Source organism: Bacillus sp. T17B1, from assembly GCF_026796395.1.
Lineage (GTDB): Bacteria > Bacillota > Bacilli > Bacillales > Bacillaceae > Bacillus > Bacillus spizizenii_A.
Map to the genome: position 1 here is coordinate 63,500 of NZ_JALAYA010000004.1, position 16,678 is coordinate 80,177.

At 44.4% G+C, this 16,678-nt stretch carries 19 protein-coding genes; 16 read left to right on the forward strand and 3 right to left on the reverse strand.

Annotated elements, in window-relative coordinates:
* The first annotated feature begins 9 nt into the window (after positions 1-9).
* The 8 genes from metQ to sufB all read left to right on the forward strand — a co-directional run bounded on the left by metQ (position 10) and on the right by sufB (position 7,007).
* Positions 10-834, forward strand: coding sequence for a methionine ABC transporter substrate-binding lipoprotein MetQ (gene metQ / locus MOF34_RS03065; protein ID WP_268398481.1), 825 nt, complete (start codon positions 10-12; stop codon positions 832-834).
* 84 nt (positions 835-918) lie between these two features.
* Positions 919-1,296 carry a carboxymuconolactone decarboxylase family protein gene (locus tag MOF34_RS03070; protein ID WP_268398482.1) on the forward strand — a complete coding sequence of 126 codons (378 nt, stop codon included), beginning with the start codon at positions 919-921 and terminating at the stop codon, positions 1,294-1,296.
* Between the two features lie 192 nt (positions 1,297-1,488).
* Positions 1,489-1,626 (forward strand): hypothetical protein, encoded by a 138-nt coding sequence (locus tag MOF34_RS03075; RefSeq protein WP_003228600.1) that lies wholly within the window; start codon positions 1,489-1,491, stop codon positions 1,624-1,626.
* Between the two features lie 193 nt (positions 1,627-1,819).
* Positions 1,820-2,605 (forward strand): Fe-S cluster assembly ATPase SufC, encoded by a 786-nt coding sequence (gene sufC / locus MOF34_RS03080; protein WP_019715648.1) that lies wholly within the window; start codon positions 1,820-1,822, stop codon positions 2,603-2,605.
* 17 nt (positions 2,606-2,622) lie between these two features.
* Positions 2,623-3,936, forward strand: a complete 1,314-nt coding sequence (sufD, locus tag MOF34_RS03085) for a Fe-S cluster assembly protein SufD (protein WP_019715647.1) — start codon at positions 2,623-2,625, stop codon at positions 3,934-3,936.
* A complete protein-coding gene (sufS, locus tag MOF34_RS03090; RefSeq protein ID WP_019715646.1) occupies positions 3,936-5,156 on the forward strand; it encodes a cysteine desulfurase SufS in 1,221 nt (406 codons plus the stop codon). The genes sufD and sufS overlap by 1 nt, the downstream gene beginning before the upstream one ends.
* Positions 5,146-5,589, forward strand: coding sequence for a Fe-S cluster assembly sulfur transfer protein SufU (gene sufU, locus MOF34_RS03095; RefSeq protein ID WP_019715645.1), 444 nt, complete (start codon positions 5,146-5,148; stop codon positions 5,587-5,589). Before sufS ends, sufU begins: the two co-directional genes overlap by 11 nt.
* A 20-nt stretch (positions 5,590-5,609) precedes the next feature.
* Positions 5,610-7,007: a Fe-S cluster assembly protein SufB gene (sufB, locus tag MOF34_RS03100; RefSeq protein ID WP_003228608.1), complete on the forward strand. Its 1,398-nt coding sequence runs from the start codon at positions 5,610-5,612 to the stop codon at positions 7,005-7,007.
* Between the two features lie 85 nt (positions 7,008-7,092).
* Here the strand turns inward: sufB and MOF34_RS03105 are convergent, their stop codons facing one another.
* Positions 7,093-7,365 carry a hypothetical protein gene (locus MOF34_RS03105; protein WP_268398483.1) on the reverse strand — a complete coding sequence of 91 codons (273 nt, stop codon included), beginning with the start codon at positions 7,363-7,365 and terminating at the stop codon, positions 7,093-7,095.
* Positions 7,365-7,514, reverse strand: coding sequence for a hypothetical protein (locus tag MOF34_RS03110; RefSeq protein ID WP_019715643.1), 150 nt, complete (start codon positions 7,512-7,514; stop codon positions 7,365-7,367). The genes MOF34_RS03105 and MOF34_RS03110 overlap by 1 nt, the downstream gene beginning before the upstream one ends.
* A 158-nt stretch (positions 7,515-7,672) precedes the next feature.
* Here MOF34_RS03110 and MOF34_RS03115 point away from each other — a divergent pair, with 158 nt between their 5' ends.
* The 7 genes from MOF34_RS03115 (at position 7,673) to MOF34_RS03145 (ending at position 14,515) form a co-directional block, all read left to right on the forward strand.
* On the forward strand, positions 7,673-8,797 hold the full coding sequence (locus tag MOF34_RS03115; RefSeq protein ID WP_268398484.1) for an NAD(P)/FAD-dependent oxidoreductase: 1,125 nt from the start codon (positions 7,673-7,675) through the stop codon (positions 8,795-8,797).
* Between the two features lie 95 nt (positions 8,798-8,892).
* On the forward strand, positions 8,893-9,267 hold the full coding sequence (locus MOF34_RS03120) for a nucleotide excision repair endonuclease (RefSeq protein ID WP_268398486.1): 375 nt from the start codon (positions 8,893-8,895) through the stop codon (positions 9,265-9,267).
* 201 nt (positions 9,268-9,468) lie between these two features.
* Positions 9,469-10,455, forward strand: a complete 987-nt coding sequence (gene frlB / locus MOF34_RS03125; protein ID WP_268398488.1) for a fructosamine deglycase FrlB — start codon at positions 9,469-9,471, stop codon at positions 10,453-10,455.
* An 80-nt stretch (positions 10,456-10,535) separates the two neighbouring features.
* Positions 10,536-11,804 carry an ABC transporter substrate-binding protein gene (locus MOF34_RS03130; RefSeq protein WP_268398490.1) on the forward strand — a complete coding sequence of 423 codons (1,269 nt, stop codon included), beginning with the start codon at positions 10,536-10,538 and terminating at the stop codon, positions 11,802-11,804.
* 58 nt (positions 11,805-11,862) lie between these two features.
* Positions 11,863-12,741: a carbohydrate ABC transporter permease gene (locus MOF34_RS03135; RefSeq protein WP_003222831.1), complete on the forward strand. Its 879-nt coding sequence runs from the start codon at positions 11,863-11,865 to the stop codon at positions 12,739-12,741.
* A 3-nt stretch (positions 12,742-12,744) separates the two neighbouring features.
* Positions 12,745-13,647, forward strand: coding sequence for a carbohydrate ABC transporter permease (locus MOF34_RS03140; protein ID WP_019715638.1), 903 nt, complete (start codon positions 12,745-12,747; stop codon positions 13,645-13,647).
* 13 nt (positions 13,648-13,660) lie between these two features.
* Entirely contained in the window at positions 13,661-14,515 is an 855-nt protein-coding gene (locus MOF34_RS03145) for a fructoselysine 6-kinase (protein WP_268398491.1), read from the forward strand.
* 24 nt (positions 14,516-14,539) lie between these two features.
* On the opposite strand, the gene frlR is transcribed toward MOF34_RS03145, so the two are convergent.
* Entirely contained in the window at positions 14,540-15,268 is a 729-nt protein-coding gene (gene frlR, locus MOF34_RS03150) for a transcriptional regulator FrlR (RefSeq protein WP_268398492.1), read from the reverse strand.
* A gap of 180 nt (positions 15,269-15,448) precedes the next feature.
* On the opposite strand from frlR, the gene MOF34_RS03155 reads away from it, so the two are divergent.
* The gene (locus MOF34_RS03155) at positions 15,449-16,555 is read left to right on the forward strand and encodes a sn-glycerol-3-phosphate ABC transporter ATP-binding protein UgpC (protein ID WP_268398493.1); all 1,107 of its coding nucleotides are present in this window, start codon (positions 15,449-15,451) and stop codon (positions 16,553-16,555) included.
* The last annotated feature ends 123 nt before the right edge of the window (positions 16,556-16,678 follow it).

A 16,678-nucleotide genomic window follows, 5' to 3' on the forward strand; every position in this document is an offset into this window, starting at 1 on the left:
GGATTTACATTGAAAAAGCTATTTTTGGGTGCATTACTGCTTGTATTTGCAGGGGTTATGGCTGCCTGCGGTTCAAATAACGGCGCTGAATCCGGCAAGAAAGAAATTGTGGTTGCAGCGACAAAAACACCGCACGCGGAAATTTTAAAAGAAGCTGAACCATTGTTAAAAGAAAAAGGCTACACGCTGAAAGTGAAAGTGCTTAGTGATTACAAGATGTACAACAAAGCTTTAGCTGATAAAGAAGTGGATGCGAACTTCTTCCAGCACATTCCTTACCTTGAGCAAGAAATGAAAGAAAACACAGATTACAAACTTGTGAATGCTGGAGCTGTTCACTTAGAGCCATTCGGTATTTACTCTAAAAAATACAAATCACTGAAGGACCTTCCAAACGGTGCGACAATTATCCTGACAAACAACGTCGCTGAACAAGGCCGTATGCTTGCAATGCTTGAAAACGCAGGATTAATCACACTTGATTCTAAAGTGGAAACAGTTGACGCAACATTGAAAGACATTAAGAAAAACCCGAAAAACCTTGAATTCAAGAAAGTAGCGCCTGAATTAACGGCAAAAGCATATGATAACAAAGAAGGAGACGCGGTCTTCATCAATGTAAACTATGCGATCCAAAATAAATTAAATCCTAAAAAAGACGCGATTGAAGTAGAATCCACGAAAAACAACCCATACGCTAACATCATTGCGGTAAGAAAAGGCGAAGAAGATTCTGCAAAAATCAAAGCGCTGATGGAAGTTCTTCATTCTAAAGAGATCAAAGACTTCATCGAGAAAAAATACGACGGAGCTGTGCTTCCTGTATCTGAATAAGACTGAAACCCCGGATGAGAAATCCGGGGTTTTTTTCGGGTATTTTCCTAAAAGCTGTTCATAATAAAAAGGAATGTTAAACAGATGGAGGGATTTTCTTTGAATCAAGACAGAGGAAGCATGCAGGACGCGCTAAAACAATATAAATTAGGTTTAGGCACATTTGAACAAAAAATGCCGCTGATGGGAAGAAAGTTTAACGAGTTTACTGAACAATGCTTTGCCGGCAATTCTCTGACTGAAAGAGAAAAACAGTTGATCGCCCTCGGAATCGCCATCAATGCCCAGGATGAATATTGCATGATCTATCACACAAAAGGCTGTCTTGATGAGGGAGCGACAGAAGAAAACATTCTCGAAGCCGTTAGTGTGGCAGCGGTATTTGGAGGCGGCGCGGCTCTTAGCCAAGGCGTGACAGTCGTCCAGCAGTGTATAGAGGAATTCGGAAGCACCACGCATTAAGAGAAGGAATATTCCGAAAAACCATACTCATTTGATCTAAAAGGATGCTTTCGTCTCATGTGCCGTTATTTCAAGCCATATCCTTTTTGCGGCATCACCTGCAGCGCTGATACAATAGAAGCAAATATATGAAAGGATTGATTCATTATTTGTAGCAGCCAGGATAGACTGGACCTCGATTATACGTCAGAAATGGAAAAAGCGATGCAGCTGTCTCATGGAATTGGATACGAGGAATACGGACGCCGGCTGGAAACAAGAATGAAAGTAGAGCGGCAGAGAGAGCTTGATTATGAAAAGAGCAAGCGGATTTCTGCGGGAGCTTATTGAGAAAATCAATCTTTTAAAAAAGGGTGGGAATCCACTCTTTTTCTTTTTCAATCGCTTTAATAAAGTGCTGATCTTTGTTAAACTTGATGAATGTGCGAGGCACGATAAAAAGTTGTATTTACTTTTCATTTGTTATAAAATTAGAATGAGAATAAAATGAGAATAATGATTATATATTTTTGGAGGTATAGATATGGCTGCTTCAACATTAACGATCAAAGATCTTCACGTTGAAATCGAAGGGAAAGAGATCTTAAAGGGTGTAAACCTTGAAATAAAAGGCGGAGAGTTCCACGCTGTAATGGGACCGAACGGAACTGGTAAATCCACTTTATCAGCTGCTATTATGGGGCATCCTAAATATGAAGTAACAAAAGGCAGCATCACGCTTGACGGCAAAGATGTACTGGAGATGGAAGTGGACGAGCGGGCGCAGGCAGGTTTATTCCTTGCGATGCAGTACCCAAGTGAAATCAGCGGTGTGACAAATGCTGACTTCCTTCGCTCAGCAATCAACTCGCGCAGAGAAGAAGGCGATGAAATTTCTCTTATGAAATTCATCCGCAAAATGGACGAAAACATGGAGTTCCTTGAAATGGACCCTGAAATGGCTCAGCGCTACCTTAACGAAGGTTTCTCAGGCGGGGAGAAAAAACGCAACGAGATCCTTCAATTAATGATGATTGAACCGAAAATCGCCATCCTTGATGAAATCGACTCAGGTCTTGATATTGATGCACTGAAAGTTGTATCTAAAGGAATCAACAAAATGCGCAGTGAAAACTTCGGCTGCCTGATGATCACTCACTATCAGCGCCTGTTAAACTACATCACTCCAGATGTTGTTCACGTTATGATGCAAGGCCGCGTTGTAAAATCCGGCGGTGCAGAGCTTGCACAGCGTCTTGAAGCAGAAGGCTATGACTGGATCAAACAAGAACTTGGCATTGAAGACGAAACTGTAGACCAAGAAGCGTAAGCGTTAGGGGGATTAACATGACACTAGGTACAAAACTATCCGTAGATCAGGAGTATCTCAAAAGCTTTTCCGAAAAGCATCAAGAACCTGCCTGGCTGAAAGACCTGCGCTTACAGGCTCTTGAACAAGCTGAGGATCTGCCGATGCCGAAGCCTGATAAAACAAAAATCACAAACTGGAACTTCACGAATTTCTCGAAGCATACAGTTGATAACGAACCGCTTTCTTCATTGGAAGATTTAACTGATGAAGCAAAAGCGCTGATCGATGTTGAAAACGAAGATAAAACATTATACGTACAGCGTGACCAGACGCCGGCATATCTTTCTCTTTCTCAAGAATTGAAAGACAAAGGCGTCATCTTCACTGATATTCTGACTGCCGCACGCGAGCACAGCGACTTGGTGGAGAAATACTTTATGAAGGACGGCGTGAAGGTTGACGAGCACAAATTAACTGCACTTCACGCGGCTCTTGTTAACGGAGGAGCATTCCTTTATGTTCCGAAAAATGTTCAGGTGGAGACGCCGGTTCAGGCTGTTTATGTCCACGAAAGCAATGATACGGCTCTCTTCAACCACGTACTGATTGTGGCCGAAGACCACAGTTCTGTAACGTATGTAGAAAACTACATCAGCACTGTAAACCCGAAAGACGCTGTCTTCAATATTATCAGTGAGGTCATCACAGGTGATAATGCCAGCGTGACATACGGTGCGGTGGATAATCTGTCTAGCGGTGTGACAACATATGTTAACCGCCGCGGTGCTGCTCGCGGACGCGACAGCAAAATCGAGTGGGCACTCGGCCTGATGAACGATGGCGACACGATTTCCGAAAACACAACAAACCTCTATGGTGACGGCACATACGGCGATACGAAAACAGTTGTTGTCGGAAGAGGAGAGCAAACAGAGAACTTCACAACACAAATCATCCATTTCGGTAAAGCTTCAGAAGGATATATCTTGAAGCACGGTGTGATGAAGGATTCCGCTTCTTCTATCTTTAACGGAATCGGCAAAATCGAACATGGGGCTTCTAAAGCGAATGCGGAACAAGAATCACGTGTGCTGATGCTTAGTGAAAAAGCACGCGGAGATGCAAACCCTATTCTATTAATTGACGAAGACGATGTAACTGCAGGACATGCGGCATCTGTCGGCCGTGTGGATCCGATTCAGCTTTACTACCTGATGAGCCGCGGAATTGCGAAAGAAGAAGCAGAACGCTTAGTCATCTACGGATTCCTTGCGCCGGTAGTAAACGAACTTCCGATTGAAGGCGTTAAGAAACAATTGGTTTCTGTTATCGAAAGGAAAGTGAAGTAATGAATATCACAGATATTCGTGAACAGTTCCCGATCCTTCATCAGCAAGTGAACGGACATGATCTCGTTTATCTCGACAGCGCGGCGACTTCTCAGAAGCCGCGTGCTGTTATTGAAACATTGGATAAGTATTATAACCAATACAATTCCAATGTTCACCGGGGCGTCCATACACTTGGAACCAGAGCGACAGACGGTTATGAAGGAGCGCGTGAAAAAGTCCGCAAGTTTATTAACGCGAAGTCAATGGCTGAGATTATTTTCACAAAAGGCACGACCACATCACTGAATATGGTGGCGTTAAGCTATGCGCGCGCCAACCTGAAACCTGGTGATGAAGTGGTCATTACCTACATGGAGCATCATGCGAATATCATTCCGTGGCAGCAGGCTGTAAAAGCAACTGGGGCCACATTAAAATATATTCCGCTGCAGGAAGACGGAACGATTTCTTTAGAAGACGTCAGAGAAACGGTCACAAGCAACACAAAAATTGTTGCAGTGTCTCATGTATCTAATGTCCTTGGCACGATCAACCCGATTAAAGACATGGCGAAAATCGCTCATGACAATGGGGCTGTTATTGTGGTGGACGGTGCGCAAAGCACGCCTCACATGAAAATTGACGTGCAGGATCTCGATTGCGACTTCTTTGCGCTTTCTTCCCATAAAATGTGCGGCCCTACCGGAATTGGTGTGCTGTACGGAAAGAAAGCCCTGCTGGAAAACATGGAGCCTGCCGAATTCGGCGGTGAAATGATCGACTTTGTCGGGCTTTATGAATCAACTTGGAAAGAGCTTCCTTGGAAATTCGAAGCGGGTACGCCGATTATTGCAGGAGCAATTGGTCTCGGTGCCGCAATTGATTTTCTCGAAGAAATCGGTCTTGATGAAATCTCCCGCCACGAGCACAAACTTGCAACATATGCACTTGAACGCTTCAGCCAGCTGGACGGCGTAACAGTTTATGGACCGGAAGAGCGTGCCGGACTTGTCACATTCAATCTTGATGATGTTCATCCTCACGATGTGGCAACCGTACTTGATGCGGAAGGGATCGCTGTGAGAGCCGGCCATCATTGCGCGCAGCCGTTGATGAAATGGCTGGATGTAACTGCTACTGCAAGAGCAAGCTTTTATCTGTATAATACAGAGGAAGAGATTGATAAGCTTGTGGAAGCTCTTCAAAAGACAAAGGAGTATTTTACAAATGTCTTTTAATGCAAACTTAGATACATTGTACAGACAGGTGATTATGGATCATTACAAAAACCCGCGCAACAAAGGGGTTTTGAATGACAGCATTGTCGTGGATATGAACAATCCGACATGCGGTGACCGAATCAGACTGACAATGAAGCTTGATGGAGACATCGTGGAAGATGCGAAATTTGAAGGGGAAGGCTGTTCCATTTCAATGGCATCCGCTTCGATGATGACTCAGGCGATTAAAGGGAAAGATATTGAAACAGCCCTTTCCATGTCTAAGATTTTCTCGGATATGATGCAAGGGAATGAATATGATGATTCTATAGATCTCGGGGACATTGAAGCCCTTCAAGGCGTTTCAAAATTCCCGGCTCGTATTAAATGTGCAACCCTGTCATGGAAAGCACTTGAAAAAGGAGTCGCAAAAGAAGAAGGCGGCAATTAAAAGGATTGGAGTGAAAATGGATGGCTAAAAAAATGCCTGATATTGGTGAATACAAGTATGGTTTTCACGACAAGGACGTTTCCATTTTCCGTTCAGAGCGCGGATTGACAAAAGAAATCGTAGAAGAAATTTCTCGCATGAAAGAAGAGCCTCAATGGATGCTTGATTTCCGCTTGAAATCACTTGAGCATTTCTACAACATGCCGATGCCTCAATGGGGCGGAGATTTAAACTCACTGAACTTTGACGAAATTACGTATTACGTAAAACCGTCTGAGCGTTCAGAGCGTTCTTGGGATGAAGTTCCTGAAGAAATTAAGCAAACATTCGACAAGCTCGGGATTCCTGAAGCTGAACAAAAATACCTTGCGGGTGTTTCTGCTCAGTACGAATCTGAGGTTGTATACCACAACATGAAAGAAGATCTTGAAGCGCAAGGCATCGTCTTTAAAGACACTGACAGCGCGCTGAAAGAGAATGAAGATATTTTCCGTGAGCACTGGGCAAAAGTGATCCCGCCGACTGACAACAAGTTTGCGGCGCTTAACTCAGCTGTTTGGTCCGGCGGATCTTTCATCTATGTGCCTAAAGGCGTGAAGGTTGAAACACCGCTTCAAGCTTACTTCCGTATCAACTCTGAAAACATGGGTCAGTTCGAACGTACGCTGATCATCGTTGACGAAGAAGCAAGCGTTCATTATGTTGAAGGCTGTACTGCACCTGTTTACACAACAAACTCACTTCACAGTGCGGTTGTTGAGATCATCGTGAAAAAAGGCGGCTACTGCCGTTATACAACGATCCAAAACTGGGCGAACAACGTTTACAACCTAGTAACGAAGCGTACAGTCTGTGAAGAAAACGCAACAATGGAATGGATCGATGGCAACATCGGTTCTAAACTGACAATGAAATATCCGGCTTGTATCCTAAAAGGCGAAGGCGCGCGCGGTATGACGCTTTCTATCGCTCTTGCGGGTAAAGGCCAGCATCAGGATGCGGGTGCAAAAATGATTCACCTTGCACCAAACACATCATCCACAATCGTGTCAAAATCGATTTCAAAACAAGGCGGAAAAGTAACGTACCGCGGAATCGTCCACTTCGGACGCAAAGCGGAAGGCGCCCGTTCTAACATCGAGTGTGATACGCTCATTATGGATAACAAATCAACGTCAGACACCATTCCTTACAATGAAATCTTAAATGATAACATTTCATTGGAGCACGAAGCGAAAGTGTCTAAAGTATCTGAAGAGCAGCTCTTCTACTTGATGAGCCGCGGTATTTCCGAAGAAGAAGCAACTGAAATGATCGTAATGGGCTTCATCGAGCCATTCACAAAAGAGCTTCCAATGGAATACGCAGTTGAAATGAACCGCTTGATTAAGTTCGAAATGGAAGGTTCAATCGGTTAATTTTTCATAAAAAAGGACGTGACTGGTTTTCAGTTGCGTCCTTTTTGTATGCAAAAAAAACCGCTGGCCGAGGGGCCGCGGTTTCTTACTCTTCGATCTCCTGATTGATGATTTGTTTTATAGATGTATTGCTGTTATGTTCCCTGTTCATCTCCTGTAAACGAGTATAAGCTGTGTCAAATTCCTCTTTTGACATTTGTTTTGCGGCTAATGCAGAGCATAAAATGGCAAAGGCGATCGGCATTGTATCAATGTGGATATCGATATGGACCTCTGAGTTGCCGCTGTTTTCGACCATAGATCCATTGTTAGGCATCTCTTGAGTATGTCTGTTAATAGGAATAATATTTTCGTTCATTACTCATCCCCGTCTTGTGTCTGAGCCTGTGCCTGATTCTGATCTGTGTTCACGTTGACTACCACTTTCGAATTGCCGCTGTTTTGAACTCTCGCAACTGCCGCATCACGATCTTTGTTTTCTTCTCTTTCATGACGATTTTCGCTCATGGTATCATCCTTTCTCTATTGATAGTTACAGGTTATTCGATAGGAGAGTGAAGAGATTGGACGAACTTCGCGGTTTTTCCACATTAGGGCTAAAGGTCGAAGGAAAGCATTCTATTTGGTAAAATGAATAGACATTATAATAGAAAAGGTGTTTGCATATGAAATCGTACATCATCGTCGGTGCAGGAATTCTTGGTGCGTCGACGGCTTACCATCTCGCAAAATCAGGCGCTCGAGTTACTGTCATTGATCGAAAAGAGCCGGGACAAGCGACTGATGCAGCGGCAGGGATCGTCTGTCCTTGGCTTTCGCAGCGCCGCAATCAGGATTGGTATCAGCTTGCTAAGGGAGGAGCACGGTACTATACGGATTTAATCCATCAGTTGGAAGAAGACGGAGAAACGGATACAGGATATAAGCGTGTCGGTGCCATCAGCATTCATACTGATGCGTCAAAGCTTGATAAGATGGAGGAACGGGCGTATAAGAGACGGGAGGATGCGCCGGAGATCGGCGACATTACCCGCTTGTCCGCAAGTGAAACGAAAAAGCTGTTTCCGATTTTAGCTGATGGCTATGAAGCAGTTCATATCAGCGGTGCCGCTCGTGTGAACGGAAGAGCGCTGTGCCGCTCGCTTTTAAGCGCTGCAGAGAAATACGGCGCAAAGATTATCAAAGGAAATGCGTCCCTGCTTTTTGAAAATGGAACGGTCACCGGCGTCCAAACAGACACACAGCAGTTTACGGCTGACGCGGTAATTGTGACAGCGGGGGCTTGGGCCAATGAGGTCATGAAACCTCTTGGCATTCATTTTCAAGTGTCCTTTCAGAAAGCGCAGATTATGCATTTTGAGATGACGGAAACGGATACAGGATCGTGGACGGTTGTGATGCCGCCGAACGATCAGTACATTCTTTCGTTTGATAACGGCAGAATTATAGCTGGCGCCACACACGAAAACGATGTCGATCTTGATGATCTGCGTGTGACAGCCGGAGGACAGCACGAAGTATTGAGTAAAGCGCTAGCGTCAGCCCCGGGTCTTGCTGATGCTGCTGCTATTGAAACAAGAGTGGGCTTCAGGCCGTTTACACCTGGATTTCTGCCGGTTGTTGGCGCTGTACCGGATGTTCAAGGCCTTTTTGCCGCTAACGGTTTAGGCGCCTCGGGATTAACGATGGGGCCGTTCTTGGGTTCAGAGCTCGCAAAGCTAGTTCTCGGAAACCAGACAGAAATTGACCTTAGCCCTTACGATCTAGCCGGAGCGTTGCATAATAAGTAAAAGCATAACAAACAAATATAATAAAGCTGTTCTAGCTTTTCTTTTCTGTCTGTGTTAGCATTTACCTTTAATGATAAAGAGGACGTGAACTGATTTTGATAAAAATTGATATACCTGCACCGAATGTCACCATCACCGAACGACAGCAGTCAGCTAATGATAACGAGCCGAAAATAAAGGCGATATACGGATTCATCGACTTTCACCAGATACCAAGGGATAAAGGCGGCATCTTCATGTTTTATAACATTCATGACGAGCTTCTGTTTGTCGGTAAAGCTAGAAAGTTAAGACAAAGAATTAAGAAGCATTTTGAAGACACTGTCTCACCGATCAAACATCACAGGGACGAAGTATATAAAATTGAAGTATGTGTAGTCGAAGATCCAATGGAAAGAGAAATATACGAAACATATATCATCAATACACAGCAATCGAAGTACAATATAGACAAGGCATTTTTTAAATAAGACGTCAATCCGCGGATTGAACAGCGAGGCCAGAGCTTATGTTAAGCTCTGGCTTTTGATTTGGGCATTTTCCGCAGATAGATTTTGAGTAGATTATTGAGAAATTTCAGAAAATAATGTTGACAATCCTAGCTCTGGACTTTAATATAACAATATATAATGTTATATAACGTTATATAATAAAAATGAGGAGTGAAGGATTTGAGTCAGGCCACAGCAAAAGTAAATCGTGAGGTTCAAGCTTTCTTGCAGGATTTGAAAGGGAAAACCATTGACCATGTATTCTTTGTCGCATGCGGAGGGTCTTCGGCCATTATGTATCCGAGTAAATATGTGTTTGACAGAGAGTCAAAATCAATCAACTCCGACCTTTACAGCTCCAACGAATTTATTCAGCGCAACCCTGTTCAGCTTGGTGAAAAGTCTCTTGTTATTTTGTGCTCGCATTCGGGAAATACCCCGGAAACAGTCAAAGCTGCTGCGTTTGCGAGGGGAAAGGGCGCACTTACGATTGCGATGACGTATAAACCAGAGTCTCCTTTAGCGCAGGAAGCGCAATATGTTGCCCAGTACGATTGGGGTGATGAGGCGCTTGCGATCAATACGAACTATGGCGTTCTGTATCAAATCGTTTTCGGCACCCTGCAAGTATTAGAAAACAATACAAAGTTTGAACAAGCAATTGAAGGTTTAGATCAATTGCAGGCTGTGTATGAAGAAGCCCTTAAGCAAGAAGCTGACTACGCACAGCAATTCGCAAAAGCTCATGAAAAAGAAAGCATTATCTATACAATGGCAAGCGGTGCAAACTACGGTGTCGCTTACTCCTACAGCATCTGCATTCTCATGGAAATGCAATGGATTCATTCCCACGCCATTCATGCCGGAGAATATTTTCACGGACCGTTTGAAATTATTGATGAATCCGTGCCGTTTATCATCCTGCTCGGTTTAGATGAAACAAGGCCTCTTGAAGAGCGGGCGCTTACCTTCTCTAAAAAGTATGGCAAAAAGCTCACAGTGCTTGATGCCGCATCTTACGACTTCACTGCAATTGACGATTCAGTTAAAGGCTACCTTGCTCCGCTCGTTCTCAACCGTGTGCTGAGAAGCTATGCGGACGCGCTGGCAGAGGCGAGACATCATCCTTTATCTCATAGAAGATACATGTGGAAAGTTGAGTATTGATCTGAAACTGAGGAACCATTATGCATTAGACTATAATGTTATATAACATTATAGTCTAATGTCCAGAGGAGGCCAACCCTTTGAAGAAAATGTTGTTGCTTTTGATTATTGCAGCTGTCAGTATGCTCACCATTGCGGGCTGTTCGAGCCAGAGCAGTTCAACGGACGGAAAGGTGACATTGAAATTTTTCCATAGATGGCCGAAGGAGCCGGAAAGAAGTTATTTTGAAGAGGTTGTCAAAGAATTTGAAAAAGAACATCCCGATATCGACATTCAAATTGAAGCCGTTTTGAATGACTCCTATAAAGATAAAATTAAGGTCATGCTGGGAACCACCAGCCCTCCTGACATTTACTTCTCTTGGAGTGACGAATTTGCCTTTAAATTCATCAGAGGCAATAAGGCACTTGATCTTTCGTCCTACTACAAAAACGATTCAGACTGGTCATCACAGCTCGTTCAATCGCAAGTTACACCGTTTACTTATGAAAACAAGCAATATGGCGTGCCATGGCAAATGGACGCTAAATCATTCTTCTATAATAAAGACATTTTTAAAAAGCTGAACCTTGATCCTCCGAAGACATGGGATGAATTCATCGATGTGTCAAAGAAGCTGAAAGAAAATGGCTATACACCAATCAGCTTCGGCACGAAGGCGACTTGGACAATCTCGCACTATATCGGCACGCTCAATCAGCGGATGGTCGATGAAAAAACACGAGATAAGGACTATAACGCCAAAACGGGTGAATTTACTAATGAAGGCTATGTAAAAGCACTTGAAAAGCTTCAGGAGCTGATGCCTTACTTCAATAAACATGTAAACTCCGTCGACCACGAATATGTAAGACAGCAATTTAAGAGCGGAAAGTCGGCGATGATATATGCAGAGACAGCAGAAATCAAGCTTGTTGAACCGGTGAATCTGGTGATGTTCCCATTCCCTGAAATCAGCGGGCAAAAGGGATCATCAGAAGCGTTAACGGGATCACCGGAAGGGTTCATGATTGCCTCACAAACAAAACATCCGAAGGAAGCGATGGAATTTTTGCAGTTTCTGACGTCGAAAAAAATGGGGGAAAAGCTCGTCAAGGATGTTGGGAAATACAGTGCGGTGCATGGAACGGCTACCAAAGAAAATTCTACAGCCATTCAGCGTGAAGCGGTTCAGCAAATTGTTGATGCCAAATCAATGGTGCCATGGTTCGATATGGATGTTGATGTTGAAATCTCAGATGCGTACTTAACGAGCGTCCAGCAAATGCTTGGCGGCGACATGACACCGGAGCAGGTGATGAAAGCTGTTCAAAAAGCAGCGAAGCAAGTAAGGGCGTCAGCTGAATAAATCAAAAGAAAAGGTGAAGCTTCGCACCTTTTCTTTTTATAAAGGAGATGAGATATCCTTGGTCAATCAGAATAAAATAATCCCCTATTTGTTCTTGGTGCCCGCTCTCGTTTTTTTACTTTTCGTTTATATCCCGATTTTTGAGAATGTCTTCCTCAGCCTGTTTCAATGGAGCTCTTTTTCTCCGGAAAAAACGTTTATCGGTTTGAAAAACTATGTTGAATTATTTCATGATCCTGTCTTCTACCAGGCACTTACCAATAATGTGCTTTACGCAGTGATCTCCATTGTATGCCAGGTATTTGGCGGTTTAATTTTGGCAGCGGTGCTTGAGGATAAGCTGGTCAGAAAATGGTCGCCGTTTTTTCGTACTGTTTTCTTTTTGCCGGTTGTCATCTCAATGACGGTGATCGCGCTTTTGTTTGATTTTATTTACAACCCTGAGACGGGGCTTTTGAATCAGTTGCTTCAGGCGGTCGGTCTTGATCAGCTGACGAGAGCCTGGCTCGGGGAGGACAGCACGGCTATGCTTTCTGTTATTTTTGTGTCTCAATGGCAGTCGGTCGGTTATATTGCCATGCTGTATATTGTGTCGATTCAAAAAATACCGGATGAACTGTATGAAGCGGCCCGTCTTGACGGCGCGGGGAAAATTCAGCAGTTTTTTCATATTACCGTTCCCCAGACGAAAGAAATGTCTTTTGTTGCGGTGGTCATGACGCTGACCGGCGCCTTTACGGTATTTAATGAACCGTACATATTGACAGGCGGCGGACCGGGAAACGCGTCAGAAGTTTTAAGCACGTTTTTATATAAAAGCGCCTTTACAAAGGATATGATGGGCTATGCCTCAGCGATTGCCACCGTTGTGTTAATCATTACGCTCGCACTGTCGCTCATGCAAATGAAGTTCTTTAAGACCGGAAAGGAGGAATAACAGATGCTGCCTCAGAAGAAAACAGATTCGTTTAGATTGGAGCCTGTGCCTGACCGGCACATTGAGATGAAAAGAAACCCTAGACGAAAATGGTACATCGGAGAAACGTCTGTGTGGGTTTTTCTGTTTCTTTATCTAATTGCGATTGCCTATCCGCTCCTATGGATGGTGATGAGCGCCTTTAAAGACTCGGACGATATTTATGAACATAGCTGGTCACTGCCGTCTTCGTGGCATCCGGAAAATTTTGTGTCCGCCTGGAATCAGGGGATTTCTTCTTATTTTATGAACAGTGTCATTGTCACGGCGCTGACGTGTGTAATCACTGTCTTTATCAGTGCATGGGCGGCGTACGGCCTTTCCCGGTTTGAGTTTAAAGGAAAAGGATTCTTTTTGGTGCTTTGTCTTGGCGGTTTGATGCTGACGCCGCAGGTCAGTCTTGTGCCGCTTTATTCTATTATTCAGTCGCTGGGCCTTTACAATACGTATTGGGCGTTAATCCTGCCGTATGCGGCTTACCGGATCCCGTTCACCATCATTTTGATCCGCTCTTATTTTCTCTCTATTTCAAAAGAATTGGAGGAGGCGGCTTATTTAGATGGGTGTACGAGTTTTGGAGTGTTTTTCAGAATTTTCTTACCAATGAGCGTGCCCATTTTGGTGACATCCGGCATTTTGACGGCTTACCATACGTGGAATGAGTTTATGTTTGCGATTATTTTCATCGATGATGAGAATTTGCGGACCATTCCAGCCGGGCTGATGCAGTTCAGAGACGCACTGCAGACAGACTGGGGCGTCCTGCTGGCGGGATTAACGATTTCAGCTGCGCCGATTATGATTCTATTTTTATTGATGCAGAAATATTTTGTCCGCGGGATTGCAAGCGGAAGTGTTAAAGGATAAAGGAGGAAGCACAATGAAATTGATTGCCATTGGAGATAACGTTGTTGATTACTATCAGGACCAAGACACGTTCTACCCGGGAGGAAATGCCTTAAACGTCGCTGTGCTTGCCAAACGGCTCGGGCACGAGGCTTCCTATATCGGAATCGTCGGCGATGACGAAGCCGCGGCTCATCTTTTGAATGTACTGAAATTGGAGAAGGTCAATGCGGATTATATCCGCCAGGCGCACGGAGAGAACGGAATGGCGATTGTCACCCTTGATGAACAGGGGGACCGTATTTTTGTCAGGTCAAATAAAGGCGGCATTCAGTCCCGGCTTCGTCTGGTATTTCAGGAGAAAGATCTGGCCTTTATCAGCGGGCATGATCTGCTGCATACCAGTGTGTACAGCAGACTTGAGAACGATCTTCCGCAGCTGTGCGGCCTGATCCCGGTCTCCTTTGATTTTTCAACCAATCGGGAGGATAACTATTTGAGCAAGGTCTGTCCTTATGTGACGTATGCGTTTTTTTCGGGAAGCGATTTGAGTGAGTCAGAGTGTGGCGAGCTTGCTGAAAAAGCTCATATGTATGGAGCGAAAATCGTATGTATGACCCGCGGGGGCAAAGGAGCGATCCTGTCTGCGGGTGACCGAATCTATCATCAGCCGATTGTCGAAACTGATATAATAGACACACTTGGAGCGGGAGATTCATTTATAGCGGGTTTCTTGACTGCTTTTTGCGAGAAGCAGGACATCATGCATGCTTTGTGCAAAGCGGCGGAAACGGCTGCAAAAACATGCGGCGTGTACGGGGCTTTTGGTTATGGCCATCCTTTTCGCTTGGAGGATGGGGGAAGCAGTGAAAAAACGAGAATACTATAAGCAGTGTCTCGTTTTTTATGCCGGTTATGTGTAGGGGCTGTTGATGGTAAAAGTGACACGGTTCGTGTGCATCAGAAACAGTGAGCAGTAGATTGGCTGGTCGTTTGATGTAAAAGCCGTTTTATCGATTTCAAACAGCGCATCCCCGATATCGCAATCCAGGTATTTGCTTTCCTCCTGCTGGGCATACACAACATTTAGTAGCTTTGTATTGTGGGCGGGAACAACTTGGTATTGCTGTTTCAAAATATCATGCATGGATACGCCGTCAGCAATAAAGGCATCAATGCCGGGAAACAAATCCAGCGGATAATGCGTCACTTCAAAGGAGAGCGGCTGATCATCATTATATAAAATCCGTTTTAATTCAACGACAGGGCACTCAGGATCGATTTGAAGCTTCTCGGCAATGGGTTTTGCCGCCGGAATGATCTCATGGGACAGCACTTGATGCTTCGGTTTTTTGCCGGTTGATTCCATAAATTCTGAGTAGCCGTTTACTGCGATCAGCTCTCGTTTTAATTTAGGGCTTTTAACGAACGTTCCTTTTCCCTGCTGCCTGATCAGATAGCCTTCTTCGACTAAATCAAGAATGGCTTTCCTGACCGTAATGCGGCTGACATTATACTTGCTGCAAAGCTCGTTTTCGGTCGGCAGCTTGGCGGCTGGGGAATACACGCCTTTTTTAATGTCATGAGTGATGATTTGTTTTAGCTGAATGTATAAAGGTGTAGAACTTCCGTTGTTTAACAAGGGGTAGCCTCCTTTTAACCTATTATTCATAGTATAATGTATTATGACGTTATAATACAAATTTACATTTTTTATTTTAGAAATATAGCAAAAATAGGAATCGATTACTTTAAAAATAACAGAAAGACCAAGTTGTTTCCAGTGGCGAGATAACAGATCAAAAGATAGGAGGAATTTCTGATGGCTGCATTAACATTTGAACATGTCAAAAAATCATATCACTCACAATTAACGGTGAAGGACTTTGATTTAGATGTAAAGGATAAGGAGCTTTTGGTGCTGGTGGGGCCGTCAGGATGCGGAAAATCGACAACGCTGCGTATGGTGGCGGGGCTGGAAAGCATCTCTGAAGGAAACCTCCTCATCGATGGGGAACGGGTCAATGATCTCCCGCCGAAAGAACGTGATATTGCGATGGTATTCCAAAACTATGCGCTTTATCCTCATATGACGGTTTTTGATAATATGGCGTTTGGACTAAAGCTCAGAAAGATGCCGAAAGAGGAAATTGCTGAGCGGGTTCATGCGGCAGCCAGAATTCTAGAGATTGAGCATTTGCTGAAGAGAAAACCGAAGGCGCTCTCTGGCGGGCAGCGGCAAAGGGTGGCGCTTGGCAGATCAATTGTGAGGGAACCGAAGGTCTTTTTAATGGACGAGCCGCTTTCTAATCTGGATGCGAAGCTGAGAGTGACGATGCGGACAGAAATCAGCAAGCTGCACCAGCGTTTAGAGGCGACCATTATTTATGTCACGCATGACCAGACCGAAGCGATGACAATGGGCGATCGGATTGTTGTAATGAATGAAGGGGAAATCCAGCAAGTAGCGAAACCTCATGACATTTATCATCACCCGGCAAATTTGTTTGTCGCAGGCTTTATCGGCTCCCCCGGAATGAACGTTCTGAAGGGCGCCATTGAAGAGCAGCATGGCGAGCTGTTTTTTGCAAACCCTTGGATCCGGCTTCATATTCCTGAAGAAAAAGCCAAGCGGCTTAAAGAAAAGGGATATGCCGGAGAGCAGATAATTGCCGGCGTCCGGCCGGAGCATATCACACAAATGGCTGAAAATGATCAGCTGTTTGATGATTCAGTGTTTAAAGCGAAGGTGGAAGTGAGTGAAAATCTGGGGTCGGAGCTGATTGTGCATGTCACGGCTGGGGACGAGCGGCTCACAGTCCGCCTTGATGGAAACACGCGAATCGCCGCAGGCGATTCGATCCAGCTGTCAGTGAAAATGGACCACGTTGTCTTTTTCGATGCGGAGACGGAAGAGGCCGTGTATTAGAAAAGGTGCTCCTTTTTAGGAGCACCTCAGCGTGTCGACAAAGTCACAATAAGTGGCTTCATCGACACGCTTTTTTTGTTAAAATATGAGTGAATCTAGATTTTGGAGGTTTTACCATGTTGT